This is a genomic window from Allobosea sp. TAB14 (assembly GCF_052113865.1).
GTDB lineage: Bacteria > Pseudomonadota > Alphaproteobacteria > Rhizobiales > Beijerinckiaceae > Allobosea > Allobosea spartocytisi.
Genome location: NZ_JBFRDQ010000085.1, coordinates 1 through 25,823, shown reverse-complemented (window position 1 = coordinate 25,823; position 25,823 = coordinate 1). Strand labels below are relative to the sequence as shown.

The 25,823-nt window shown below is 67.3% G+C and carries 20 protein-coding genes; 4 read left to right on the top strand and 16 right to left on the bottom strand.

Annotation, left to right across the window (positions count from 1 at the left end; translation table 11 throughout):
* Window positions 1-251: 251 nt before the first annotated feature.
* A complete protein-coding gene (locus tag AB4Y99_RS14585) occupies window positions 252-629 on the top strand; it encodes a response regulator (protein ID WP_112762414.1) in 378 nt (125 codons plus the stop codon).
* 18 nt (window positions 630-647) lie between these two features.
* Here AB4Y99_RS14585 and AB4Y99_RS14580 read toward each other — a convergent pair whose 3' ends face one another.
* From AB4Y99_RS14580 to AB4Y99_RS14550, 7 genes are all read right to left on the bottom strand, one after another.
* Window positions 648-2,024 (bottom strand): sensor histidine kinase, encoded by a 1,377-nt coding sequence (locus AB4Y99_RS14580; RefSeq protein WP_441523816.1) that lies wholly within the window; start codon window positions 2,022-2,024, stop codon window positions 648-650.
* 79 nt (window positions 2,025-2,103) lie between these two features.
* Complete coding sequence (locus AB4Y99_RS14575; protein WP_038365022.1) at window positions 2,104-2,535, bottom strand: hypothetical protein; 432 nt, start codon at window positions 2,533-2,535, stop codon at window positions 2,104-2,106.
* 3 nt (window positions 2,536-2,538) lie between these two features.
* Window positions 2,539-2,898, bottom strand: a complete 360-nt coding sequence (locus AB4Y99_RS14570; RefSeq protein WP_441523815.1) for a glycine zipper domain-containing protein — start codon at window positions 2,896-2,898, stop codon at window positions 2,539-2,541.
* 150 nt (window positions 2,899-3,048) lie between these two features.
* Window positions 3,049-6,090, bottom strand: a complete 3,042-nt coding sequence (gene polA / locus AB4Y99_RS14565; RefSeq protein ID WP_441523814.1) for a DNA polymerase I — start codon at window positions 6,088-6,090, stop codon at window positions 3,049-3,051.
* Window positions 6,091-6,311: 221 nt separating this feature from the next.
* Window positions 6,312-7,244, bottom strand: coding sequence for an aldo/keto reductase (locus AB4Y99_RS14560; RefSeq protein WP_441523813.1), 933 nt, complete (start codon window positions 7,242-7,244; stop codon window positions 6,312-6,314).
* 249 nt (window positions 7,245-7,493) lie between these two features.
* A complete protein-coding gene (typA, locus tag AB4Y99_RS14555) occupies window positions 7,494-9,317 on the bottom strand; it encodes a translational GTPase TypA (protein WP_038365017.1) in 1,824 nt (607 codons plus the stop codon).
* Window positions 9,318-9,470: 153 nt separating this feature from the next.
* Complete coding sequence (locus AB4Y99_RS14550; protein ID WP_441523812.1) at window positions 9,471-10,574, bottom strand: TAXI family TRAP transporter solute-binding subunit; 1,104 nt, start codon at window positions 10,572-10,574, stop codon at window positions 9,471-9,473.
* 193 nt (window positions 10,575-10,767) lie between these two features.
* On the opposite strand from AB4Y99_RS14550, the gene AB4Y99_RS14545 reads away from it, so the two are divergent.
* The 3 genes from AB4Y99_RS14545 to AB4Y99_RS14535 all read left to right on the top strand — a co-directional run bounded on the left by AB4Y99_RS14545 (window position 10,768) and on the right by AB4Y99_RS14535 (window position 14,722).
* Window positions 10,768-11,448 carry a phosphoribosylanthranilate isomerase gene (locus tag AB4Y99_RS14545; RefSeq protein ID WP_142023398.1) on the top strand — a complete coding sequence of 227 codons (681 nt, stop codon included), beginning with the start codon at window positions 10,768-10,770 and terminating at the stop codon, window positions 11,446-11,448.
* Window positions 11,445-12,662, top strand: coding sequence for a tryptophan synthase subunit beta (gene trpB, locus AB4Y99_RS14540; protein WP_441523811.1), 1,218 nt, complete (start codon window positions 11,445-11,447; stop codon window positions 12,660-12,662). The genes AB4Y99_RS14545 and trpB overlap by 4 nt, the downstream gene beginning before the upstream one ends.
* A gap of 134 nt (window positions 12,663-12,796) precedes the next feature.
* A complete protein-coding gene (locus tag AB4Y99_RS14535) occupies window positions 12,797-14,722 on the top strand; it encodes a glycosyltransferase (protein WP_142023397.1) in 1,926 nt (641 codons plus the stop codon).
* On the opposite strand, the gene AB4Y99_RS14530 is transcribed toward AB4Y99_RS14535, so the two are convergent.
* The 9 genes from AB4Y99_RS14530 to dnaA form a co-directional block, all read right to left on the bottom strand.
* Window positions 14,667-15,263 (bottom strand): SCO family protein, encoded by a 597-nt coding sequence (locus AB4Y99_RS14530; protein ID WP_441523810.1) that lies wholly within the window; start codon window positions 15,261-15,263, stop codon window positions 14,667-14,669. The genes AB4Y99_RS14535 and AB4Y99_RS14530 overlap by 56 nt on opposite strands.
* A gap of 30 nt (window positions 15,264-15,293) precedes the next feature.
* Window positions 15,294-15,470, bottom strand: a complete 177-nt coding sequence (locus AB4Y99_RS14525) for a hypothetical protein (RefSeq protein ID WP_441523809.1) — start codon at window positions 15,468-15,470, stop codon at window positions 15,294-15,296.
* Window positions 15,471-15,537: 67 nt separating this feature from the next.
* The gene (gene gyrB / locus AB4Y99_RS14520) at window positions 15,538-17,976 is read right to left on the bottom strand and encodes a DNA topoisomerase (ATP-hydrolyzing) subunit B (protein WP_441523808.1); all 2,439 of its coding nucleotides are present in this window, start codon (window positions 17,974-17,976) and stop codon (window positions 15,538-15,540) included.
* A gap of 256 nt (window positions 17,977-18,232) precedes the next feature.
* Window positions 18,233-20,071, bottom strand: coding sequence for a DNA helicase RecQ (recQ, locus tag AB4Y99_RS14515; protein WP_441523807.1), 1,839 nt, complete (start codon window positions 20,069-20,071; stop codon window positions 18,233-18,235).
* A gap of 229 nt (window positions 20,072-20,300) precedes the next feature.
* Window positions 20,301-20,654 (bottom strand): hypothetical protein, encoded by a 354-nt coding sequence (locus tag AB4Y99_RS14510; RefSeq protein ID WP_441523806.1) that lies wholly within the window; start codon window positions 20,652-20,654, stop codon window positions 20,301-20,303.
* Between the two features lie 6 nt (window positions 20,655-20,660).
* Window positions 20,661-21,275, bottom strand: coding sequence for a LysE family translocator (locus AB4Y99_RS14505; RefSeq protein ID WP_441523805.1), 615 nt, complete (start codon window positions 21,273-21,275; stop codon window positions 20,661-20,663).
* A 76-nt stretch (window positions 21,276-21,351) separates the two neighbouring features.
* Window positions 21,352-22,479 carry a DNA replication/repair protein RecF gene (recF, locus tag AB4Y99_RS14500; protein ID WP_441523804.1) on the bottom strand — a complete coding sequence of 376 codons (1,128 nt, stop codon included), beginning with the start codon at window positions 22,477-22,479 and terminating at the stop codon, window positions 21,352-21,354.
* A 13-nt stretch (window positions 22,480-22,492) separates the two neighbouring features.
* A complete protein-coding gene (gene dnaN, locus AB4Y99_RS14495) occupies window positions 22,493-23,608 on the bottom strand; it encodes a DNA polymerase III subunit beta (protein ID WP_112762424.1) in 1,116 nt (371 codons plus the stop codon).
* 154 nt (window positions 23,609-23,762) lie between these two features.
* Entirely contained in the window at window positions 23,763-25,226 is a 1,464-nt protein-coding gene (gene dnaA / locus AB4Y99_RS14490) for a chromosomal replication initiator protein DnaA (protein ID WP_051988271.1), read from the bottom strand.
* Between the last annotated feature and the right edge of the window lie 597 nt (window positions 25,227-25,823).

Sequence of the window (25,823 nt, the reverse complement as noted above, 5' to 3'; positions counted from 1 at the left end):
GTGCGATTCAGACGACGCGCGGCTTCAATGCCGCCGGTGGCGTCACGCAATTCGAGTTGACGCTCGCGAGCTCCGGTACCGGGCGCCGGCGCTGATCGCGTGGGAGGGGGCGCTTACCCTTTGCTAACCGTGATCCGGCAGAATTGAGTCAAACCGGATGTAATCCTGGCCGCGGCGCGTTGGAGGCAGGAACATCGTGACCCCTGTTACGTTGGGGGTAACAGGTTGAAGTGAGTGAGAAAGCCGTTCGAATGGCTGCTGTTCGCGTTCTGATTGTCGAAGACGACCCGTTCATCGCCATGGACATCGAAATGGCGGTGGCGGAGCAGCTCGGCGAGGCGGCCGAGCTCATCGTCGTCGAATCCGTGGCTCAGGCCCGGCGGGCTGCAGCCGGGCAGCTCTCCTGCGCCCTGCTCGACATCGACGTCGTCGACGGCAAGACCTTCGAAGTCGCGGACACGCTGCGCAAGACAGGCATTCCCTTCGCCTTCGTGTCCGGCTCGGCGCCGCAGGAGGTGCCCAAGCCGCTGCGGCAGGCCCGCTTCCTGCGCAAGCCCTTCTCGACGCGCGAGGTTGTGGCTTTCGTCATGGCGGCGATCGGGGGCATCGTTCCCGAAAGCATCGCCTGATCCGCCTGCCCCCAGAGATCAGGCGCCGTCGCGCTTCGGGAAAATCACGGCGACACGAGTTCCCGGGCGGTCGGCGCCGGGGTGAAGCGGCAACGTCGTCATCGTCGCCCGCATGCTGCGCAGCAGGCTCGCGATCACGGTCTGGCCGAGTCCCTTGCTGTGGTTCTCCGCAGGCATGCCGATGCCGTCATCCTCGATCGACAGCAACAGGGCGGGCTCGCCGTCCTGCTCGGCACGTTCGAGGCGGATCGCGATCCGCCCGGCCATGTTGTCCGGAAAGGCGTGCTTGATCGCATTGGTGACGAGCTCRTTGACGATSACSACRWAGGASACCGCRTCGCGSCCRGGCAGCCGRATCGAATCCATRTCGAGMTCGATGGTGATCGGCCGTCCCTCGGCCGATTTGCCGATCTCGGCGAGCAGGTCCTCCATGTAAGGACGCGCCTCGATGGCGTCGGTCTCGATGTCCAAGCGCAGCCGCCTTTGCCCGGCGGCGATCGCCTGGATGCGGGACTGCGCCTGCCCCAGCGCCGCCTTGACCGCAGGCTCGCGCGTCTGCCGGCTTTGCACGTTCAGCAATGCGGAGACCATGGCGAGGTTGTTGCCGACGCGGTGATTGACGTCACGCAGMAGCGCCTCGATGCGCAGGCGCTCGCCTTCGAGCTCACGGGTCCGATCGTTGACCATCTGCTCGAGCTCGGCATTGCTGACCGCCAGCTCCGTGCTGCGACGCTGGCGCCTGCGCAGGAGTTGCCAGGCGGCGAAGGCCAGCCCGGCAAGGGCGACGACGATGCCGGTGCTTCCCCAAAGGCGTCGCCGTTCCTCGCTGCGGTAGAGCGAGCGCAGGCGGATGTTCTCCGTCTGCTGGATTTCCTGGACCGCGTCGCGCAGCTTGTCCATCGTGGCGATGCCGGGCCCGTCGCGCATCATGGCGACGGCCTCCTCGCGGCGCCCGTTGCGCGTGAGTTCGATCGTCCTGTTCAGCTCGGTGAGCTTGAGCCGCATGGTCTCGCGCAGGCTGGCCACGCGCTGCTTCTGGGCAGGGTCGGCATCGACCAGCGCCTCGAGCACGTCGAGCTCCGGACCGGCCGTCGCACTGCCTTCGGTGAAGGGTTCGAGATAGGCGGCCTGACCGGTCAGCAGATAGCCGCGCTGGCCGGTCTCGGCATCGCGGAGCCGGCCGAGGAAGCGTTCCGCCCGTTCCCGGATCTCGATCGCGTGCGAAACCTGGTCCGCGGCGTGGCGCGCCTGCAGATTGATCCAGGCCGCCAGAACGATCGCGATGGCGACGACGCCGATCGCGCCGATCGTGATCGTTGCTGAGCGCAGCCGCGCGCCAAGCAGGGGAAAGGCGGGGAGCGGCAAGCGGTTCCGGGGCCTCACGAGATCAGACATGCCTGTCCTGTTACAGGACGCATACCCGTATCCCTATGTAAAAAGACAGCCTCCGTCCACCCGCGCCGGGTGAGGCGCTTCAGGCCTCATCCGTGTCCTCGCCGTCACCGCCCGAAAAAAGCTGCCGGCCGAGGACGGTGCCCAGCACCGCGATTCCAGCCAGGGCCGCGATGCGCCATCCGGTCCGCGAGGTCAGCATCTTGGCGGCCAGCGGAGCGGCGGCGAAGGCCGCGGTGGCGGCGATCGGGCGCTGCGGGCGCGGGCGGTTCCTGACGAAGAGCGCGATGCCGAAGGCGATCAGCGCCGAGATCGCGAGGCCGCCCGCGATCCACAGGCTTGCTGCGACCGCGCCATAGCGCTCCGTCAGAACGATGTGCAGCGCATTGAGCGCATAGCCTCCGGCGCAGAGCAGCAGCAGGGCCGCGAAGGCGAACAGGCCGAAGACCGTGGCGTTGCGTTTCACCGTTCCGGAGACTTCCGAAGCGATGAAGGAACCGAGCCCCCCGAACATCGGCTATCGCGCCGAAAGGTAGCCGACGAAGAGGCCGACGGCGGCCGCCAGCCCCAGCGCCCGCAGGGGCCGCTCGCGAATCTCGTCCTCGACCAGCTTCTGCAATTCGGTCGCCTGTTCCTTGGCGACGTCGACCATCCGGTCGGTATCGACGCCGACGGAGCGCAGCCGGTCGCTGACGGTTGCGGCGATATCCTCGGCGCTGCGGGTCAGGGTCTCCTCGAGCGCGCTCGCCTGACGCTTGGCACGGGCACCGGCGCGGCGCACTTTCTGCGCGACATCCTCGGTGCCGGCTTCGATCCCGGCCTTGGCGTCCTTGACGGCCGCGGCCGCCGAACGTTTCGGAGATGTCGTTCTTGCCATGACGCTGGTTTCCTGTCGCTCGATGCCGTGAAGACCAATGGTGTCCGGACTGGACGTTGGCCGCAAGAGACCCGCCTGATGCGGGTCTCTCTCATGGCGCCAACGCGGGCGGACCTGCTTCTGTTCCGCAGCCGGCGACGGGGCGAGGCTTCAGTGGGCCTCGTCCCAGTTGCCGGCGGCGCGGGCCTCGACGGCGAGCGGCACCCTGAGCTGCACGGCCGGATGCGGCGCCTCGATCATCACCCTCTCGATCACCGGCAGCGTCTTCTCGACCTCCTCGTCGGGAACCTCGAAGACGAGCTCGTCATGGACCTGCAACAGCATGCGGGCATTGAGCCGCTGGGCGGCGAGCGCTGCGTCCATGCGGATCATCGCCCGGCGGATGATGTCGGCGGCCGAGCCTTGGATCGGGGCGTTGATCGCCTGGCGCTCGACGAAGGCGCGCTCGGACGGGTTCTTCGAGGCCACCGCCGGGAAATGGCAGACGCGACCGAAGATCGTCGTGACCTGGCCATGGGCGCGCACATGGGTCTTGGTCTGGTCCATATAGTCGCGGATGCCGGGGAAGCGCTCGAAATACTTGCGGATATAGGCGCTGGCCTCCTCGCGGCCGATGCCGAGCTGGTTGGCCAGCCCGAAGGCCGAGATGCCGTAGATGATGCCGAAATTGATCGCCTTGGCGCGCCGGCGCACCTCGCTCGGCATGCCCTGGACGGGAACGCCGAACATCTCGGAGGCCGTCATCGCATGGATGTCGATGCCATCCGCGAAAGCCTGCCGAAGTTGCGGGATSTCSGCGATATGGGCGAGAAGRCGCAGYTCGATCTGGCTGTARTCGGCCGAGAYCAGYTTGWRGCCCTTYTCCGGRATGAAGGCCGTSCKGATCTTGCGMCCSGCYTCGGTGCGGATCGGGATGTTCTGSAGATTGGGCTCGGAGGAGGAGAGCCGGCCCGTCGTCGTTGCCGCCAGCGCATAGGAGGTGTGGACCCGGTTGGTCTGCGGGTTCACATAGGCGGGTAGCGAGTCCGTATAGGTCGATTTCAGCTTGGCAAGCTGACGCCATTCCAGAATCTTGGAGGGCAGCGGATGGCCCTGCTCCGCGAGGTCTTCGAGCACGCCGGCGCCCGTCGCCCATTGGCCGGTCGCGGTCTTCTTGGCTCCTGCCAGCCCCATCTTGCCGAACAGGATGTCGCCGAGCTGCTTCGGGCTGCCGATGGTGAACTTCTCGCCGGCGAGCTCGTAGATCTCGTCCTCCAGCCGCGCCAGCCCCTGCGCGAAATCGCCGGAGAGGCGGGAGAGGATCTGCCGGTCGATGGCGATGCCGCGCGTCTCCATCGCGGCGAGCACGGCGACCATCGGCCGTTCCAGAACCTCGTAGACGGCGGTCTTCTTCTCGGCGGCAAGCCGTGGCTTCAGCGCGAGCCAGAGCCTGAGCGTGACGTCGGCATCCTCGGCGGCGTAGTCGGTCGCCTTGTCGAGCGGCACCTTGTCGAAGGTGATCTGCGACTTGCCGCTGCCGGCGACCTGCGCATACGGAATCGTCTCATGGCCGAGATGGAGCTCGGAGAGCCGGTCCATGCCGTGGCTGTTGCTGCCGGCATCGAGCGCATAGGAGATCAGCATCGTGTCCTCGATCGCAGACACGGTGAGGCCGTGGCGTTCCAGAACCAGCAGGTCGTATTTGAGGTTCTGGCCGATCTTGAGCACGCTTTTGTCGGCCAGCAGGGGCTTCAGCGCCGCGACGGCCTGCGCCAACGGAATCTGCTCGGGCAGCAGACCTTCGTCGAAGAGCCCGCCATCGCCGGCGCGATGCTGCAGCGGGATGTAGCAGGCGCGGCCGGGCGCGACCGCGAGCGAGATGCCGACGAGATCGGCCTGCATCGCATCGAGCGAATTGGTCTCGGTATCGAGGGCGACATGGCCGGCCTCATAGGCCCAGCCGATCCAGCGTTCGAGATCGGCGAGCGTGCGCACGCATTCATATGTGGAGCGGTCGATCTTGCCCGCGATCGCCTCGTTCTTGCGGGATGCGGCGAGATCGGCGGGCTTCATCCAGCCGGCTTCGCCGCCGGTCGCTTCGGGCAAAATGGCCGAGGCTGACGGGGCGGCCGGCGTCACGTCGGAAACCGCGTCCTCGATGACATCGGCGCCGGCGTAGAGCGCCTTGAGCTCGGCGGCGCGCGAACCGCCGGGAGCCAGCGCGGGATCGGCATCGACGGCGCCGACATCGGCCTCATAGGCCTCGGCGACGCGCTTGGTGATGGTGGTGAACTCCATCGCCTTGAGGAAGGCGATGAGCTTGGCCGGGTCCGGCTGATCGAGCGTCAGGGTCTCCAGCGGCGTCTCGACCTTCACATCGTCCACGAGCGTGACGAGCTTGTGCGAGATCCGGACCTTCTCGACGACCTCCGGATTGGTCAGCGTCTCCCGGCGCTTCGGCTGCTTGATCTCGCCGGCGCGCGCCAGCAGGGTTTCGAGATCGCCATATTCGCCGATAAGCTGGGCCGCGGTCTTGATGCCGATGCCGGGCGCGCCCGGCACGTTGTCGGTGGCATCGCCCGCGAGCGCCTGCACATCGGTGACCTTGTCGGGCGTGACGCCGAAATACTCGACCACCTCCGGCTCACCGATGCGACGCTCGGCGCGGAAGCCTGCGCCCTTCTTCTGGTCGCCCGAGGCGGGGTCGTACATGGCGACACCCGGCCGCACCAGCTGCATCAGGTCCTTGTCGGCGGAGACGATCAGCACATCGGCGCCGGCCTCGCGCGCCTGCTTCGCATAGGTCGCGATCAGGTCGTCGGCCTCGTAGACATCCTGCTCGACCGGGATCAGTCCGAAGGCGCGCACCGCCTCGCGCATCAGCGGGAACTGGGGAATGAGATCGGCCGGCGGCTCCGAGCGGTTGCCCTTGTAGGCCGGGTAGATCGCCTTGCGGAACGAGTTCTCCGACTTGTCGAAGACGATGGCGAGATGGGTCGGCCTGACGCCGAGCACGCCCTCGCGCACGAACTGAAACAGCTTGGTGGCGAAGAGCCGGACCGCTCCGGACGGCAAGCCGTCAGAACGGGCATTGTATTTCCGGTCCTGGTTGATCGACTGGAAATAGGCCCGGAAAATGAAGTTCGAGCCGTCGACCAGGAAGAGGTGGTCGCCGGGCTTCAGGGCGGGGGCGGTCGTGGCTTTATCGCTCATGGCGCGGACCATAAGCGGGCGCGCGCGGGCGGTCCATGGCGATGGCGCGACGGGATGCACGAAGCTGTCAGGAATGGCGCCGTCTTCTCCCCTGCGGGAGAAGGCGGCGCGGCGAAGCTGAGACGGATGAGGGCGCGCACCGGCTTGGATCGCTAGCGATCAGCGTCGCGAGATCCCTCACCCTCACCCTCTCTCGCAAGGGGAGAGGGGACGGTTCCTGCCTACTTCACGATCTCATCGATCTCCGCCAGCTCTCCCGCCGTCAGGGCCCAGTCGGCCGCCTTCACATTGGCCGCGATCTGTTCCGGCTTGGTCGCGCCGGCGATGACGCTGGAGACGACCGGTTGCGCCGCCAGCCAGGAGAAGGCGAGCTCGACGAGGCTGTGGCCGCGCTGCTCGGCGAAGGCGGTCAACCCCTCGATCTTCAGCCAGTTCTCCTCGCTGAAGATCTGGCCGGCGCGCTCCGGCAGCTTGGTCAGCCGCGCGCCTTCCGGCATCGCCGCGCCGCGCTTGTACTTGCCGGTGAGCGCGCCATTGGCGAGCGGGAAATAGGGCAGCAGACCCATGCCGTAATGGGCGATGGCCGGGATCAGATCCTTCTCGGCGCCGCGCTTCAGCAGGCTGTATTCGTCCTGCGCCGAGGCGAAGCCGGTGAGGCCGAGATCGCGCGCCGTCCATTGCGCATCGGCGACCTGCCAGGCGACCATGTTGGAGCAGCCGACATAGCGGACCTTGCCCTGGGTCACGAGGTCTTCCAGCGCGCGCAGCGTCTCGTCGATCGGCGTCAGCGGGTCGGGCTTGTGGAACTGGTAGAGATCGATCCAGTCGGTCTTCAGCCGCTGCAGCGACTCTTCGACGGCGGTCATGATGTAGCGGCGAGAGCCGCCCTCGCCGCCATGGAACATCTTCATGCCGAATTTGGAAGCGAGCACGATGTCCTTGCGGCGCGCGCCCAGCACCTGGCCGAGAGCGGTCTCCGAACCGCCCTTCTCGCCATAGATGTCGGCGGTGTCGAACAGCGTGATGCCGTGCTCGATCGCGGCGTCGACGACCTTGCGCGTCGCCTCAAGATCGATGCGGCCGCCGAAATTGTTGCAGCCGAGGCCGACGAGCGAGACGCGCAGGCCCGAGCGGCCGAGATTGCGGAACTGCATGGCGATGGTCCTTCCCCTTTCGCATCGGACCGAAAAGCGGGCTCCACTTTTCGGAAAAATCCGATGCGATAACACCGTGATAGATCACCGTGACCGCGTCCGGTCGGACGCGCGATGATCTGGAGGCAGGCAGAGGACCAGAGCGCGTGCGCGAGGGCAATCGCCCGGTGCGTCATCTTCGGGCTGCGCTGAGCGCAGACCCGGCTTCAGATCAAAAAAATGCCCGGGTCAGGACCCGGGCATTGCCGATCAGGCCACTTCGGCCTTCATCTTCTGCGAGCGCTTGCGCTCGTTGGGGTCGAGGATGGCCTTGCGCAGGCGGATCGACTTCGGCGTGACCTCGACGAGCTCGTCGTCGTCGATCCAGGCCAGCGAGCGCTCCAGCGTCATGCGGATCGGCGGCGTCAGGCGCACGGCCTCGTCCTTCGACGTCGTGCGGATGTTGGTGAGCTTCTTGCCCTTGAGCACGTTCACCTCGAGGTCGTTCTCGCGGGTATGCTCGCCGACGATCATGCCCTGATAGACCTTCCAGCCGGGCTCGATCATCATCGGGCCGCGATCTTCGAGGTTCCACAGCGCGTAGGCGACGGCCTCGCCGGTCTCCATCGCGATCAGCACGCCGTTGCGGCGGCCGCCGATCTCGCCCTTGTAGGGCAGGTAGTCATGGAACAGGCGGTTCATGATCGCCGTGCCACGCGTGTCGGTCAGGAGCTCGCCCTGATAGCCGATCAGGCCGCGCGTCGGGGCATGGAACATCAGGCGCAGGCGATTGCCGCCGGAGGGACGCATCTCCAGCATGTCGGCCTTGCGCTCCGACATCTTCTGCACGACGACGCCGGAATGCTCCTCGTCGACGTCGATGATGACCTCCTCGATCGGCTCCAGGAGCTGGCCGCTCTCGTCGCGCTTGAGCACGACGCGGGGGCGCGAAACGCCGAGCTCGAAGCCCTCGCGGCGCATCGTCTCGATTAGGATCGCGAGCTGGAGTTCACCGCGGCCGGAGACGATGTAGCTGTCCTTGTCGGAGGCTTCCTCGATCTTCAGCGCGACATTGCCCTCGGCCTCCTTGAGCAGGCGGTCGCGGATGACGCGGGTGGTGACCTTGTCGCCCTCGGTGCCGGCGAGCGGCGAGTCGTTGACCATGAAGGTCATCGACACCGTCGGCGGGTCGATCGGCTGGGCTTCGATCGGCTCGGTGACGGAGGGGTCGCAGAAGGTGTCGGCGACCGAGCCCTTCACCAGGCCCGCGATCGAGACGATGTCGCCCGGAATCGCTTCCTCGATCGGCGTGCGCTCGAGGCCGCGGAAGGCGAGGATCTTGGTGATGCGGCCGGTCTCGACGGTGGAGCCGTCGCCCGAGAGCACCTTGATCTGCTGGTTCGGCTTGGCCGTGCCGGAGACCACGCGGCCGGTGATGATGCGGCCGAGATAGGGGTTGGCCTCCAGCAGCGTGCCGATCATCCGGAACGGGCCTTCCTCGACGCGCGGCTCGGGCACATGCGAGAGGATCAGGTCATACATCGGGGCCAGGCCCTGGTCCTGCGGGCCGGCCGGATCATGCGCCATCCAGCCCTGCTTGCCCGAACCGTAGAGGATCGGGAAGTCGAGCTGCTCGTCGGTCGCGTCGAGCGCGGCGAAGAGATCGAAGACCTCATTGATGACCTCGGTGGTGCGGGCGTCGGGCTTGTCGACCTTGTTGATCGCCACGATGGGCTTGAGGCCGAGCTTCAGCGCCTTGGAGACCACGAATTTGGTCTGCGGCATCGGGCCCTCGGCCGCGTCGACCAGCACGATGGCCGAATCGACCATGTTCAGGATGCGCTCGACCTCGCCGCCGAAATCGGCGTGGCCGGGGGTGTCGACGATGTTGATGCGCGTGTCCTTCCAGACGACCGAGGTCGCCTTGGCCAGGATGGTGATGCCGCGCTCCTTCTCGAGGTCGTTGGAATCCATCACGCGCTCGATGACGCGCTGGTTGTCGCGGTAGGTGCCGGACTGCTGCAGCAGTTTGTCGACGAGCGTGGTCTTGCCGTGGTCGACGTGCGCGATGATGGCGATGTTGCGCATGGACATGCGGATAGGGCCTTGCTTTCAAGGCCACGAGCCGGTCAGGTTCAAAGCCCTGCCGGCGCAGCCCGTTTCACGTGAATCTGGAATTCGTTGCGCTGCACATAAACGTTGGCGGCCGTTTCGGCAACCGCAGCCGGTGCCGAAAGGTGAACGGGCTCAACCTTCGGCCAGCGCCCGCTGCCGCTCGGCGACGGCCCGGCCGACCTGATCGATGGCGAGGCGGTAGGCCGCGAGCGCGGCGGCATCGAGATCGCCCTTGGCATAATCGGCGAGCACGCGGGTCAGGACCATGTCCGCCTCGCGGCCGAGCCGGGCCAGTTCCGCCTCGTCCTCGCAGGAGCGGATGGTGCCGAGCAGCTCCAGCAGCGTGTCGAGGCCGGCCATGGCGCGGCGGCGGCGGGTGGCGCCCTCGCGGCCGAGGATCGTGGCCGCGCCGGTGCCGAGCGCCGACAGCGCCATCGCGCCGATATAGAACCAGTCGCCATAGCGGTCGAAGAAGCTCTCCTGCTCGCCATCGATATAGGCGGCGGCGCCGGTATGGACCGGCAGCGGCGCATCCTTGTCGGTCGAGGGCGTCTCCAGCGCCTGGATCGCGGGCAGCTCGCTCGCCAGCGTGAGCCTGAGCGCGAGGATGTCCTTGGTCAGGTTGCCGACGAGCACCGGGTCCTCGCCCCAGGCCTCGCGCAGCCGGCGCAAACCGTCATTGTTGGTGTGGGAGCCGACCGCATTGATCGAGAAGAAGGCGTCGATGCGCCTGTCCTTCGCCGCGGTGACGATCTCGTCCTGCGTCAGCCCGACGATCTCGACCTCTTCCGGCCTCACCTCATACTGCGCCAGCACCCGCTTCAGCAGCACGATATTGCCGGCCGGATTGCGTCCGACACCGATCCTGCGGCCGCGCAGATCGGCGATGCGGCCGATCGCGGTCTCCTTCGTCGTGATGATGAAAGGAAAGGTCCGGCGGGTGATGAGCACGGTGTCGGCCGTCGAGGGCATGGCGATATCGGCCCGAAGCAAGGCGAGGTCGGCTTCGCCGGCATCGATCCGCTTCGCGCTGTCCTCGGCCCCCTCGGTCAGGAGGAGGCGGATGCGGACATCGGCCTTGTCCCGGTTGAGCCCCTGCACGAAGGCGGCGGCCATGCGCGCATCCTCCGAGCCGAGCGGCCCCACTGCGAGGCGCAGCGTGCGCGGCTGGTTATAGATATAGAGGGCTGCGGCGGTGACGCCGAGGATGGCGAGCAGGGCCGCCGCAATGGTCAATACGCTCCACCGCATCGCGAAACCGGCTACGCCCCTCGTCTTCACCCCGTCACAGCATCGCTTCCTTCGCCACCATGTCGCAAGTGTGGCATGGAATCGGCCCACTGCGCAGATGATGCGACTATGCTAGATGCCCGTCCGGCAATCGAAGCCCTCGGCGTGAAGGCTTTCAAACCGGCGCTAAGACGGAACGATGGTAAACGCAACCTTAACGATCAAGATCTGCGGCCTCTCGACTCCCGAGACGCTGGACGCGGCGCTCAGCGGCGGCGCCGACATGATCGGCTTCGTCTTCCATCCGAAGAGCCCGCGCTTCGTCACGCCGGAACGCGCTGCGGAACTCGCCGCACAGGCGCGCGGCAAGGCGGAAATCGTCGCGCTGATCGTCGATTGGGACGAAAAGCGCGCGGCCGATCTGGTGGAATTGCTGAAGCCGGACCGGCTGCAATTGCATGGCTCGGAATCGCCGGAGCTCGCCGCGGCCATCGCCTCGGCGAGCGGCAGGCCGGTGATGAAGGCGCTCGGCGTTGCGACGGCGGCCGATCTGGATCGCGTCCCGCGCTATGCGGCCGTGGTCGATCGCATCCTGCTCGATGCCAAGCCGCCGAAGGACGCCGCCTTCCCCGGCGGGCATGGCCGCGCCTTCGACTGGACATTGCTGACCGGCCTCGACCCTGCGCTGCGCTTCATGCTATCGGGCGGGCTCGATCCGGCGAATGTCGCGGAGGCGATCCGGGTGACCCGGCCGGCCGGCGTTGACGTATCGAGCGGCGTCGAGCGCGCGCCGGGCGTCAAGGATCCGGCCCGGATCGCGGAATTCATCGCATCGGCCCGCAAGGCCGCGGCGGCAATGCAGGAAGGTTTGACGGCATGAACGCCCCCTCCAGCCCGAACAGCTACCGCAACGGCCCGGACGAGAACGGCCGCTTCGGGATGTTCGGCGGCCGCTTCGTCGCCGAGACGCTGATGCCGCTGATCCTCGAGCTGGAGGAAGCCTACAACGCCGCCAAGGCCGACCCGGCCTATCACGCCGAGATGGCCTATGGGCTGAAGCACTATGTCGGCCGGCCCTCGCCGCTCTATTTCGCCGAGCGCCTGAGCGAGCATTTCGATGGCGCCAAGATCTATCTGAAGCGCGAGGAGCTGAACCATACCGGCTCCCACAAGGTGAACAACGTGCTCGGCCAGATCCTGCTGGCGCGGCGCATGGGCAAGAAGCGCATCATCGCCGAGACCGGCGCCGGCCAGCACGGCGTCGCGACCGCGACGCTCTGCGCCCGCTACGGGCTCGAATGCATCGTCTATATGGGCGCGGTCGACGTCGCCCGTCAGGCGCCGAACGTCTTCCGCATGCAGATGCTCGGCGCCACCGTCGTGCCGGTCGAATCCGGCACGAAGACGCTGAAGGACGCCATGAACGAGGCGCTGCGCGACTGGGTGACCAATGTCGCGACGACCTTCTACTGCATCGGCACGGTTGCCGGGCCCCATCCCTATCCGGCGATGGTGCGCGATTTCCAGTCGATCATCGGCAAGGAGACCCGCGAGCAGATGCAGGAAGCCGAAGGCCGCCTGCCGGATTCGCTGATCGCCTGCATCGGCGGCGGCTCGAACGCGATGGGGCTGTTCCACCCCTTCCTCGACGATTCCAGCGTCGAGATCTACGGCGTCGAGGCGGCCGGGCACGGCATCCCGAGCGGSCTGCATGCCGCCTCGCTSACSGGCGGRCGYCCCGGCGTGCTGCAYGGCAACCGCACCTWYCTGCTGATGGAYGAYGACGGGCAGATCAAGGAYGCGCAYTCGATCTCGGCCGGKCTCGACTATCCCGGCATCGGCCCGGAGCATTCCTGGCTGCACGATGTCGGCCGGGTGAAATACCTCTCGGCCACCGACGAAGAGGCACTGGAAGCCTTCCAGCTTCTCTCGCGGCTGGAAGGCATCATTCCCGCGCTCGAAAGCGCGCATGCGCTGGCGCGCGTCGCTGAACTCGCCCCGCAGAAGCCGAAGGACCATCTGATGGTGGTCAGCCTCTCCGGCCGCGGCGACAAGGACATCCCGCAGGTCGCGGAGATCCTGGCGGGGCGCTGACGGCACGCCCGTCGGCCCGGAAACTCCGAAAGTCGTACGACTTCGCGACTCGACTCGCGCGCCTGAAACCGCAACCATAGGTTTGCCGGGCGTGCTGGGCGCCCGGCTGGCGTGGCGTCGGACGGGATTGGACCGTGGGGGGCGACGGTCGGGGCGATGTTGTCGATCCGCAGGGGCGCGGCTTCGCCGATTTGCCCGTCGAGATCGCTTTTCTCCCCCGCCACGGCGTCGCGCCGGCCGGCCTTGCCCTTGCCGCGCGTCGCGCGCGGCGCTACGGCACCGACGCGGTGCGCGAGGTTTTCGCGCTCGGGTTGATCGATCAGGAGAGCTATTACCGGGCGCTCGCTGCCGAGCTCGGCCTGCCTTTCCATACCGACGCCTTCGATCTCCTGTCCGGTGGCCGGCATGAGGCGATCCTGCGCGGCGGCATCGCTCCTTTGGCGGGGCCGGTGAACCCGCGCTTGCGCTTCCTGCTCGCGCCCGAAGGCGCCGCCCTGCGCCATATGATCTCGGCCGGGGCGCGCCACCGCGACGATGTCGCGGTCACCACGCCCCGTCGCTTCGCGGACCGCCTGCGGGAGGCCAATGGCGAAGGGCTGGCCCGATCTGCTGCCGGGCTCGACGAGCCGGGCCTTGCGCGTGACAGCGCCCGCACCGGCGCCAGCCGCGGCCAGGTCGCCGCGACCGGCATCGGCCTCGCGACGGCAACGCTCGGGGGCATCTTCGCGCCCCTGGAGAGCTTCTTCGCGCTTGCCCTGCTGCTCGGGCCGCTGTTTCTGGGGCTCATCCTGCTCAGGCTTGCGGCCTCGATCGAGCGCACCTCCCCCGATCTCTGGCGCACCCAGCGCTGGCGCCTCGATGACAGCCGTTTGCCGGTCTACACCGTCGCCGTGCCGATGTACCGGGAGGAGGCGGTGCTGCGGCAGATGCTCCGGGCGCTGTCGGAGCTGGACTACCCACCGGCCAAGCTGGACATTCGCCTGCTGGTCGAAGCTGAAGATGCCGGCATGCGGGCGGCGCTCGCGCCGATGTCCCTGCCGGCGCATGTCACCGTCACGATCGTGCCGCCCGGCCAGCCCCGGACGAAGCCGCGGGCGCTGAACCTCGCATTGCTCGAGGCGCGCGGGAGCCTCTTCACCATCTTCGACGCCGAGGACATTCCCGATCCCCAGCAATTGCGGCTGGCGGCAGCGCGCTTCCATCGCGCTTCCGACGATCTCGCCTGCCTCCAGGCGCGGCTGGTGATCGACCATGCCGAGGAGGGCCTGCTGCCGGCCTTGTTCGCGTTGGAATATGCAGGGCTTTTCGAGGTGCTCAATCCCGGGCTGCTGCGCGCCCGGTTGCCGATCATGCTGGGCGGCACCTCCAATCATTTCCGGACTGATGTGCTTCGGGCGCTGGGCGGCTGGGACGCCTGGAACGTCACCGAGGATGCCGATCTCGCGGTTCGGCTGGCCAGGGCCGGCTATCGTATCGGCGATCTGCCGTCGGATACGCGCGAGGAGGCCCCGGTCACGGTCAAGGCCTGGCTCAGCCAGCGTTCACGCTGGATCAAGGGCTACATGCAGACGGCGGTGACGCATTCGCGCGCGCCGTTGAAACTGCTGCGCGAGGCCGGCTTCGCTGCGACCTTCGCCTTCGCCTCGCTGGCGCTGGGCACGATCGTGACGGCGCTCGGCTATCCCGTTTTCGCGGTCGCGACGCTCATCGCCTATTGGGAGGGCTCGCTCTTCGACCCGGCGAGCGCGCTGACCACCGTGACATCGGCCTTCGCGCTGTCGATCTGGCTCTTCGGCACGCTCTCGCTGTTCCTGCCACCGGCCATCGGCGCGCTGCGCCGGCGCGACCCGAGCCTGTTATGGCTGCTGCCGTTGCTGCCGCTCTATTACGGGCTGGTCTCGGTCGCGGCCTGGATGGCCTTTTACGAATACTTCGCCCGGCGCTTCGCCTGGAACAAGACGGAGCACGGGCTGGCGCGCCGGCGGACGCCGCCGGCCGAGGCCGTCAGCTCTGGCGAAGCCACTCCGCCGCCGCCTGCGCCGGTGCCTGTTCGATATTGAAGGCGCCGACGAAGCTGCCATCCTTGCCCATCAGATAGACCAGCGCGGTATGGTCCATCGTGTAGTCGCCATCCTTGAGCGGCGTCTYCTTCGCATAAGCGCGATAAGCCTTGATCGTCGCGTCGATTGCTGCGCGATCACCGGTCAGGCCGATGATGCGCGGATCGAAGGAGCTGAGATAGCTCTTCATCACCTCCGGCGTGTCGCGCTCGGGATCGACGGTCACGAACAGCGCCTTCAGGTTCTTGGCCTTGTCGCTTTCGCCGGCGGCGCGCAGCGCTTCGGAGATCTCGAAGAGCTTGGTCGGGCAGACATCAGGGCAATGGGTGAAGCCGAAGAAGACCAGGAAGGGCGAGCCGCGCAGATCCGTATCGGAGAGCGGCTTGCCGTCCTGCGTGGTCAGGGTGAAGGGGCCGCCGACGCTGGCCGTCCCGCTCCCCGTCGTCCGGCTGCCGGGGGAGAAGGTGAGGATCGCCGCTGCGGCGAGCGCGAGCGCGCCGGCGAGGAAGACGACGAGGGGCAGGATGAGGCGGCGATTCACGGTGATGTCCCGAAGAGAAGCTGGAGACCGCTAGAAGCAGGCGACGATGGCGGCGATCAGACCGTCGGTGAACAGCCGGCTGCCCTCGCGCCACCACAGCAGCAGGCCGGTCAGAACAAAAGCGAGAGCCCCGCCGGCGAGCAGCAGGATGCCAGCCCGGCCGGGCGGGCCGCTCTCGACACCGGGTTGTTGCTCCGTCTGGGCCATGACCGGACCATAACGCCGAAGCCGGAGCGCCGAAAGCGCTCCGGTGACGCAGGTCGTTGCAGCGGGATCAGATGTCGACGGTGGCGTTCAGCGCGTTGGTCTGGATGAATTCGCGCCGCGGCTCGACGACGTCGCCCATCAGCTTGACGAAGAGGTCGTCGGCCTCGTCGTTCTGGTCGTTCTTGACGCGCAGCAGCGTGCGCACGTCGCGATCGAGCGTCGTCTCCCAGAGCTGGTCGGGGTTCATCTCGCCCAGTCCTTTGTAGCGCTGCAGCGCGACGCCCTTCTTGCCGATGGTCGAGACCGCATCGAACAGGTCGGTGGGGCCGTTGATCGGGAAGGAATCGCCCTTGCGGGTGAGCATCGCCGGCTTGGCATAGGCTTCCTGCAGGGAACCCGCCGCGGCATCGAGCTTGCGGGCTTCCGCACTGGCGAGGAGGCCTGCGTCAATGGTCGCCGCCTGCTTCACGCCGCGGATCATGCGCGAGAACACGAAGCCGCCTTCGCTCACCTTGCCTTCCCAGCCGCGCTCCAGCTCGTCCGAGATCGCATCGAGGCGGCGCGCGACAGAGGCTGCCGCCTCGTTCGCCTGGGCCTCGTTCTCCTCGCTCACCGGATGYAGCRCGCCMGCGATCGCCATCTGCTCGACGATGCGCCGRTCATAGCGGGAATGGAGCTGGCCCAGCGCGTTGCGGACGTTGCGGGCTTCCTCGATCAGCACCCTGAGATCGGCGCCGGCCCGTTCCACGCCCTCGCTGGTGCGGAAGGTCGCGCCGTCCAGCGTCGAATCGATCAGGTACTCCTCCAGCGCCCGCTCGTCCTTGAGATAGACATGGCTCTTGCCGCGCGCCGCCTTGTAGAGCGGCGGCTGGGCGATGAAGAGATGGCCGGCATCGATCAGTTCCGGCATCTGCCGGTAGAAGAAGGTCAAGAGCAGCGTACGGATATGGGCGCCGTCGACGTCGGCGTCGGTCATGATGATGATCTTGTGGTAGCGCAGCTTCGCAAGGTTGAAGCCGCCCTGCTCGGCATCGGCGCGGCCGATGCCGGCGCCCAGCGCCGTGATCAGCGTGCCGACCTGATCCGACGAGAGCATCTTGTCGAAGCGCGCGCGCTCGACGTTCAGGATCTTGCCGCGCAGCGGCAGCACGGCCTGGTATTCGCGGGCGCGGCCCTGCTTGGCGGAGCCGCCGGCCGAGTCACCCTCGACGATGAAGAGTTCGGATTTGGCGGGATCCCTCTCCTGGCAATCAGCCAGCTTGCCCGGGAGCGAGGCGATATCGAGCGCGCCCTTGCGGCGGGTGAGGTCGCGCGCCTTGCGGGCGGCCTCGCGGGCGGCAGCGGCTTCCGCCACCTTGCCGACGATGGTCTTGGCCTCGCCTGGATGCTCTTCGAGCCACTCCGAGAGAGCCTGATTGACCACATTCTCGACGACCGGGCGGACTTCCGAGGAGACCAGCTTGTCCTTGGTCTGCGAGGAGAATTTCGGGTCGGGAACCTTGACCGAGACGATCGCGGTCAGGCCCTCGCGGCAATCGTCGCCGGTGAGCGAGACCTTCTCCTTCTTGGAGATGCCGGAGCTTTCGGCATAGCCGGTGATCTGGCGCGTCAGCGCGGCGCGAAAGCCGGCAAGATGGGTGCCGCCGTCGCGCTGCGGGATGTTGTTGGTGAAGCAGAGCACGTTCTCGTGGTAGCTGTCGTTCCACCACAGCGCGACGTCGACGGTGATGCCATCCTTCTCCGAGGTCAGCATGATCGGCTTGTCGATCACCGACGACTTGGCGCGGTCGAGATAGCGTACGAAGGCCTCGACGCCGCCATCGTACATCAGCTCCTCGCGCACGATCTCGGCATGGCGCGCATCGGTCAGGACGATGCGCACGCCCGAGTTCAGGAAGGCGAGCTCGCGCAGGCGGTGTTCCAGCGTCTTGTAGTCGAACTCCACCATGGTGAAGGTCTCTTGCGACGGCAGGAAGGTCACCTCGGTGCCGCGCTTGTCGCCCTGCGGGCCGACGACCGCAAGCGGCGCCACTGCGTCGCCATGGCGGAACTCCATGTAGTGCTCGTGCCCGCCGCGCCAGATGCGCAGCTTGAGCGAAACCGAGAGCGCGTTGACGACGGAGACGCCGACGCCGTGCAGGCCGCCCGAGACCTTGTAGGAGTTCTGGTCGAACTTACCGCCGGCATGGAGCTGGGTCATGATGACCTCGGCGGCCGAAATGCCTTCCTCGCTGTGGATATCGGTCGGGATGCCGCGCCCATTGTCGCTGACCGTGACCGAGCCGTCGGCATTCAGCGTCACCGTGACGAGGTTGGCATGACCCGCCAGCGCCTCGTCGATGGCGTTGTCGACGACCTCGTAGACCATGTGATGCAGGCCCGAGCCGTCATCGGTGTCGCCGATRTACATGCCRGGCCGCTTGCGMACSGCATCCARGCCCTTGAGAACCTTGATGGAATCGGCGCCGTAGTCGTCGGGCTGGGCGCTGAGCGCGGCATCGGTCATGAAATGGTCCCTGAGCGGGCGAGCGAGCGCCCGCGATGATCCTGATTCGAAACGACAATATAGGGGCAGACGATGGCTTTTTCACGCGCCTACGCGTGCGTGTGCGTAGAGGGGCGGTTTGGTTCCCCTGCCTCGTCATTCCGGACAAGCCGCGAAGCGGCGCCGATCCGGAATCCATCGGAGGGCTCCGGCGTTCGACGATGGATTCCGGGTCTCCGCTTCGCTGCGCCCGGAATGACGACGGACAGGGTGAGCCTTAGCCTCGAAACTCCGAAATCGCCTCGACGAAGGCCTCGCCATATTGCGCGAGCTTGCGCTCGCCGACGCCCTCGATCGCCCGCATCTCGTCCAGGCCCAGCGGCCGCTCGCGCGCCATCGCGATCAGGGTCCGGTCGGTGAAGATGATATAGGCCGCCACGCCCTCCTCGCGGGCGATCTGCAGCCTGAGCTTACGCAGATGCTCGAACAGGCCGGCCGTGCCCTCGTCGAGCCCGTCGGCGCGGGCCGCGTCGCGCTCCGAGCGGCGGGAGCGTCGCTCGGCGAACGGGTCGGCCCGGAGCGCGATCTCCTCTCGGCCGAACAGGATGTCCTCGCCCTTCGGCGTCAGCTTGAAGCCGCCATGCTCGGCGCTGGCCTCGGCCAGCGCCCCGGCGGCGAAGAGCTTGCGCGTCAGCCCCATCCAGGCGGCCTTGGGCTTGTCGGCGCCGACGCCGAAGGTCTTAAGCCCGTCATGGTTCTGCCGGCGGATGACCTCGGTCGTCGTGCCCGTCAGGATATCGGCGAGATGGCCGGCGCCGAAGCGCTCGCCGGAACGGATCACGGCCGAGAGCAGCTTGCGCGCATCGAGCGTCGCATCCTGCAACGCGGGCGCCTCCGCACTACAGAGATCGCAGCGGAACGGCGCTTGGCCATGCCGGCAGGGCGGTGTCTCCTCGCCGAAATAGGCGAGCAGTGCGCTGCGCCGACACAAGGCGTTCTCGCAGAGGTCGATCATCGCGTTGAGGCGCTTGTGCTCGATGCGCCGGCGCTCGTCGTCGATCTGCTTCTCGTCGATCTGGCGGCGCCTCAGAGACATGTCGTCGACGCCATAGAACGTCAGCGTATCSGCCGGCAGGCCGTCGCGSCCGGCGCGGCCGATCTCCTGRTAATAGCCCTCGATCGAGCCCGGCATATCGGCATGGACCACGAAGCGCACATCCGGCTTGTTGATGCCCATGCCGAAGGCGATGGTGGCGCAGACGACGATGCCGTCCTCCTGCAGGAAGATGTCCTGGTTACGGTTGCGCGTCTCCTGTTCGAGCCCAGCATGGTAGGGCAGGGCATTCCAGCCCTTTTCGCTGAGCGCCGTGGCGAGGCGCTCGGTCTTGCTGCGCGAGGAGCAGTAGACGATGCCGGAGCCGTTGCGGTGCCGGCGCAGGAAATCGTCGATCTGCCGGCGTGGCTGCTCCTTCGGCGCGAAGGCGAGCTTCAAATTCGGCCGGTCGAAGGAATGCACCACCATGCGCGGCGGCTGCGGGAAGAGCTGCTGGGCGATATCGGCCTGGGTCTGCCGGTCGGCGGTGGCGGTCAGCGCCGTCACCGGCACGCCGCCCAGCGCCTCGCGCGTCTTGGCGAGCAGGCGGTATTCGGGGCGGAAATCATGGCCCCATTGCGAGACGCAATGCGCCTCATCGATGGCGAGCCGGGTCACACCGAGCCGCTTCAGGCGGGTGACCAGTCCCTCGCCGGCCAAGCGTTCGGGCGAGACGAAGAGCAGCCGGAGATCGCCGGAATTGAGCTTGTCCCAGGCCTCGCTGGCCTCGCTCTCGCTGTTCATTGAGTTGAGCGAGGCGGCCGATACGCCGGCTCGCACGAGCTGGCCGACCTGATCGCGCATCAGGGCGATCAAGGGCGAGACGACCAGCGTCAGCCCACCCCCGACTAGCGCCGGGAGCTGGTAGCACATCGACTTGCCGGAGCCGGTCGGCATCACCGCGAAGACATCCTCGCCGGCAAGGGCGGCGGCGATCACCTCCCACTGGCCGGGGCGGAAATCGTCGTAGCCCCAGACGGATTTGAGGATCGCGCGGGCGTCTGATTCGCGGGATGGCGACATGGACAAGGGATGTGCCGCAGCCGGGCGCGCTTGGCCAGTCTTTCGAGCCGAAAGCCTGTGTCGGTATCCTTCGGAGCCACCACCGTCATCCCAGGCTTGACCCGGGATCCATCGAAAGGCGCCGCGCTTTACGATGGATCCCGGATCTCCGCGGAGTTTAGCCTTGGGCCGATCGAAGATCGGACCCGAGGGCTTCGTCCGGAATGACGGCGTGAAGCTTGGATGGCTCTCAGACTTTGACGGCCAGCAGGTGGATCGCGATCGCCAGAGCAAAAACCGCCGTGATCAGCTTGGACGGCCAGGGCTTGAGGTCGAACCAGATGAATTGCAGCGTCAGCCGCAGGCCCCAGAAGGCGGCGCCCACGAGCGGCAGCACGGGGTGGACGTGGCCTTGCCCGGCCAGCCAGATCAAGGTCGCGCCATAGGCGAGGAAGACGAAGATCAGCATCGCGTTGAGCGTCTGCGTGATCGCCGTGTTCAGGCCGCCGGATGGCGTCAAACGCTCCGGCCAGCCGAACAGACGCCGGAACGCGGCATGAAACAGCGCGAAGCCGAGATCGATGAGGCCGGCCGCCAGAGCCAAGGCTGCTCAGCTCCGCGTCGCGATCGCGGCGGCGGCGCCGGCCATCACGCCGCCGGTCGTCCGGTTGATCCAGCGCATCGCGCGCGGGCTGGCGACGAGGCGCCGGGCCCGGTCGGCCGCATAGGCATAGGCCATCAGCGTGCCCGTGATGATCGGGGCGATCAGTGCCGCGACCTCGACGAAGGCGAGCGTGCTCATCGCGTTGAGATCGATCACCAGCGGCAGGATCGACAGGAAGAAGACCATGACCTTGGGATTGCCGAGCGTCAGCGCAATGCCGCCGAGGAACAGGCGCGCACCCTCGCCGCGGGCGGCAGCGGAGGGCTTCGGTGCTTCGGCGGGGGCCGTCCAGGCCTTGTAGGCGAGGTAGAGCAGATAGGCGCAGCCGGCATATTTGATCGCGACGAAGATGCCGTGGAAGCTCTGCATCAGCACGCTCAAGCCCAGCGCGGTCAGCGTGAACCAGACGAGATCGCCCGCGACGATGCCGGCGAGGAAGGGCAAGGAGCGCCGGAAGCCCGATGACAGCGAGCGCGCCACCAGCGCCGCGATGGCGGGGCCAGGCGAGGCGACGGCGAGGAAATAGACGCCGGCGAACAGGGCAAGGCTGGAGATGTCCATGGAAAGCCTCCGAGACTGCCCGCGAGATTAGCAGGAACGCGACGAAGCGTCCCATCGCAAGCCGTGGCCTGACCGATCAATCGAGCGGATCGATCCGCCCCGGCGTCACCGAAAAGCGCTGTGCCCCGGCCGGCAAATCGCCGAACAGCGCCGCATCCGCGCCGGTCATCCAGACCTGGCAGCCGAGCCCGGTCAGCCCCTCGTAGAGCGCCGCGCGGCGGCGCGGATCGAGATGGGCGGCAATCTCGTCGAGCAGGACCAGCGGCGCGATGCCGCTCATCGCGGCGACCAGCCTGGCATGGGCGAGCACGAGCCCGATCAGCAGCGCTTTCTGCTCGCCGGTCGAACCCTGGCCGGCTGGAATATCCTTCGGCCCGTGCCGGACCTCCAGATCGGAGGCTTGCGGCCCCGCGAGCGTGCGCCCGGCGGCACGGTCGCGGTGGCGGCCCTGACGCAGCAGGTCGCGATAGGCGTCCTCCGCGTCGACGGCCGGCAGGCGCGCGACCAGCGCGTCGATCTCGCCGGAGAGCGCGATATCCGCGAAAGGGAAGGGCGAGGCCTCGTCTCGCGTCTCGGCGATGATGGCGGACAGCCGCGCCACCGTCTCGGCCCGGGCGGCGGCGACCGCGATGCCGAGCTCGGCGACCTCGCGCTCGACGGCGTCGAGCCATTGTCCCTGATTGGGGCTCTCTTCAAGGATGCGGTTGCGCGAGCGCAGAGCCCGCTCCAGCGCGTTCGAGCGGGTCGCGTGGCCGGGATCGATCGCCAGCACGAGACGGTCGAGGAAACGGCGCCGGTCGCCGGCGGCGGCGCGGAACAGCCCGTCGAGATCGGGCGTCAGCCAGACCAGCCGCAGATATTCGCTGAAGGCCAGCGCCGAGCCGGCGGCCGTGCCGTCGATGCGGGCGATGCGCGGGCGGCGCCCTTCCGCATCGAGTGGTCCAAGCCCGATACCAAGCCGGCCGGCCTCATCGGCCAAGGTGATGGACGCGGCGAAGCTGCCGTCGCCGCCTTGGCGCGCCATGCCGGGCAGCTCGGCCCGGCGCAGGCCACGGCCGGGCGCGAAGAGCGAGAGCGCTTCGAGAATGTTGGTCTTGCCGGCCCCGTTCTCGCCGATCAGCGCAACGATTTGACCCTCGACCGGGAGATCGAGGGCCTCGTAGGAACGGAAATCCTGCAGGATCAGGCGCGTAACGGCCGTCACGGCCGAAAGCCCTTCACACGCGCATCGGCATCAGCACATAGAGCGCGGAGGCGCCTTCGCGGTCCTGGATCACGGTCGGCGAACCCGGGTCGGCGAGCTTCAGCAGCGCCGTGTCGCCGTCGAGCTGGGCGGCGATGTCCATCAGGTAGCGGGCGTTGAAGCCGATATCGAGCGGGCTCGCCTCGTAATCGACCTCGATCTCCTCGGTCGCCGAGCCGGAATCCGGATTGGTGACCGAGAGCGTCATGCGCCCGTCGGCCATGGAAAGCTTCACAGCGCGGCCGCGCTCGGAGGAGATCGTCGAGACGCGGTCGACGGAAGCGGCGAAATCGCCCCTGTCCACCGTCAACCGCTTGTCGTTGCCGGAGGGGATGACGCGCTGATAGTCGGGGAAGGTGCCGTCGATCAGCTTGGACGTCAGCACGACATCGGCGGCGGCGATGCGGATCTTCGAGCCGGAAAGCTCGACCGCGACCTCGCTCTCGCCATCCTCCAGCAGCTTCTGGATCTCGGCCACGGCCTTGCGCGGCACGATCACGCCGGGCATGCCGGCCGAGCCCTGCGGGGCGGCGGTGTCGACCCGGGCGAGCCGGTGCCCGTCGGTCGCGACGGCGCGCAGCACCGGGCGGCCATCGACATCGATGGTGTGGAGATAGATGCCGTTGAGATAGTAGCGCGTCTCCTCGGTCGAGATCGCGAACTGGGTCTTGTCGATCAGGCGCTTGAGCTCGCCGGCCGGCAGCACGAAGCGATGCGCCATCTCGCCGGCGGTGATGTCCGGGAAATCGCTTTCCGGCAAGGTCTGGAGCTGGAAGCGCGAGCGGCCCGAGCGCAGCACGAGGCCGGTGTCGCCGGTGGTCTCCAGCGAGACCTGCGCGCCGTCCGACAGCTTGCGGACGATGTCATAGAGGGTGTGCGCCGGCACGGTCGTCGCGCCGGGCTCGGTGACATCGGCCGGAATCGTCTCCACCACCTCGATGTCGAGATCGGTCGCCTTGAGGCGCAGGCCTCCATCAGTGGCGCTGAGCAGCAGGTTCGACAGGATCGGGATGGTGTTGCGGCGCTCCACCACGCGATGCACGTGGCCGAGCGATTTGAGCAGCGTGGAACGTTCGACCGTGACCTTCATGATTGTCTAGTCTTCTGACGCTAGCCGCCCAGGCATGACGGCCTGAGCCCGAATGAATGGCCAGCGACATTGCCGGACAGCAGCCGGGCGCGCAAGGGCCGCGCATCCCGGCAACCACAACCATTTGGCAGGACAGGCGCGAGCGGCCGCTCCGTCACTCCTGCAGCATGCGCTTCAGGAGATCGACCTCCTCATGCAGCGAGCGGTCCTCGCTGATCGCTTTCTCGATCTTGCGCACGGCATGCAGCACCGTGGTGTGATCGCGCCCGCCGAAGCGCCGGCCGATCTCGGGCAGCGAACGCGGGGTCAGCGCCTTCGACAGATACATCGCGATCTGGCGCGGCTTCACGACCGCGGCCGTGCGGCGCTCGGAGAGGATATCGGCGCGGCTGACATTGTAGCGCGTCGCGACGAGCTTCTGGATGTCCTCGATCTTGACCCGGCGCGGCTCGCGCGTCCGCACGAGGTCGCGGATGGCCGCCTCCGCTGTCTCCAGCGTCACGAACTGGCCGGACAGCGTCGCATGGGCGAGCAGCCGGTTGGCGGCGCCGTCGAGATCGCGGCCATTGGTGGCGACGACGCGGGCGACATAGGCCACCACATCCGGGCTGACCTGGAAGTTGGGATGGGCGCTCTGCAGCGCTTCCAGCCGGGTCGCCAGGATCTTGGCGCGCAAGGCTTCGTCGAGTTCGCCCACTTCGACAACCAGACCGCCGCCCAGCCGCGAACGGATGCGCTCGTCGAGGGCCTCGAGCTCGCCGGCAAGGCGGTCGCCGGCGACGACGATCTGCTTGCCCGCATCGAGCAGCGCGTTGATCGTGTGGCCGAACTCCTGCTGGATCGACTTGCCCTGGATGAACTGCACGTCGTCGACGACGAGCAGGTCGATGCCGCGCAGCTTCTCCTTGAAGGCCAGCGCCGTTTGCGATTTCAGCGCCGCGACGAAGCCGTACATGAAGCGGTCCGCCGTGAAATAGGCGACGCGCTTGCCCAGCCGCCTGGCTTCCTGCGCGATGGCCTGCAGCAGATGCGTCTTACCCAGGCCGACACCGGCATGGAGATAGAGCGGGTTGTAAGGGCTCTGTCCGGCCGGCGCCGCCGCGATGCGCTCGGCCGCGGCGAAGGAGAGCTGGTTCGACTTGCCGACGACGAAGTTCTGGAAGCTCATCCGCCTGTCGAGCGTCGTGCCGCAGACATCGACCAGCTCGGGTTCGCCGGACTGGGCGGTCGCCGCGCCGGGCTTGGCCGCCTCGGCCGGGACCGGTGTCGTCGAAGAGGCGGGGCGGCTGCGCATCACGGCTTCCGCCAGCGGCGCCGGCGTGGTGTCGCGCGAAGCCTGGCGGACTGAGAGCAGCACGCCCTTCGGCGCCGGCAGCTCGGCGATGCAGTTCACCCGCAGCCGCTCGGCGTAATGGGCCTCGAGCCAGCTTTTCAGGAAGCGGGTCGGGACGGTGAGATAGGCGATGCCCCCGACGATGCCGGCGATCTCGAGCCGGGCGAACCAGCTCGAGAAGACATCCTCGCCGAGTTCGGCACGCAGGCGCCGGCGCACACGCTCCCAGGCGTCCTGGAGCGACGCGTCCTCTGCTCCGACCGGAGCAGTCTCCTCGACCGCCATTGTCACCACCACCGACGCTGCCTCGACCGTATCTCCGATTTGCTGCCGCTCGAACATCAATGGCCCCATTTGCTTCAAAATTGAACACGCCTTCGGAGGGGCGATTGCAGAGGCAACCGCCTTCCCGGCGCTGTTGTCCGGTTAAAAAGGATCCCGGCCCGGCAGGCGCATCCGCCCGACAGGTCAGGAAATCCCGGTTCTGTCGATTACGCTTGGAAGGCTCGCCGCTGGCTGGAGCCGCGCTTCATCTCAATACAGAAGACAAAGAGCCGCATTCTCCAACCTCCCTGGTCGCGAGCCAAAACACCGATAATCTATGGAAACCGCCACCGCGTTCATTGCTGTCCGCCCGGCGATGAAGTGACCTTACAGGGCGCGCTCGACGGGCTGCAATATCCCTTTCAGCCGGCTTCGGAGCGAGGTGGCTTCCGCCCCCCGGATCGAACGGGGTCGGGGGGCTGCAATTGGTTGGGGAACTTAATCTTTTCTTTACAGCGGGCGCGCTCGCGGCGGCCGAATCTTTTTTTTCAAAGGGGCGAATGGGTGCCTTGGAGTCGCCGCGATTCTCTCGCCTCAAAATCCTTTGCCCGCTAAGGT

Coding starts and splice junctions, on each gene's coding strand:
- AB4Y99_RS14525 (WP_441523809.1), bottom strand. CDS start 15,470: ATGGCCCAGACGGAGCAACAACCCGGTGTCGAGAGCGGCCCGCCCGGC.
- dnaA (WP_051988271.1), bottom strand. CDS start 25,226: ATGGCGGTCGAGGAGACTGCTCCGGTCGGAGCAGAGGACGCGTCGCTC.
- typA (WP_038365017.1), bottom strand. CDS start 9,317: ATGTCCATGCGCAACATCGCCATCATCGCGCACGTCGACCACGGCAAG.
- AB4Y99_RS14505 (WP_441523805.1), bottom strand. CDS start 21,275: ATGGACATCTCCAGCCTTGCCCTGTTCGCCGGCGTCTATTTCCTCGCC.
- AB4Y99_RS14585 (WP_112762414.1), top strand. CDS start 252: ATGGCTGCTGTTCGCGTTCTGATTGTCGAAGACGACCCGTTCATCGCC.
- dnaN (WP_112762424.1), bottom strand. CDS start 23,608: ATGAAGGTCACGGTCGAACGTTCCACGCTGCTCAAATCGCTCGGCCAC.
- AB4Y99_RS14545 (WP_142023398.1), top strand. CDS start 10,768: ATGGTAAACGCAACCTTAACGATCAAGATCTGCGGCCTCTCGACTCCC.
- AB4Y99_RS14575 (WP_038365022.1), bottom strand. CDS start 2,535: ATGTTCGGGGGGCTCGGTTCCTTCATCGCTTCGGAAGTCTCCGGAACG.
- AB4Y99_RS14560 (WP_441523813.1), bottom strand. CDS start 7,244: ATGCAGTTCCGCAATCTCGGCCGCTCGGGCCTGCGCGTCTCGCTCGTC.
- AB4Y99_RS14570 (WP_441523815.1), bottom strand. CDS start 2,898: ATGGCAAGAACGACATCTCCGAAACGTTCGGCGGCCGCGGCCGTCAAG.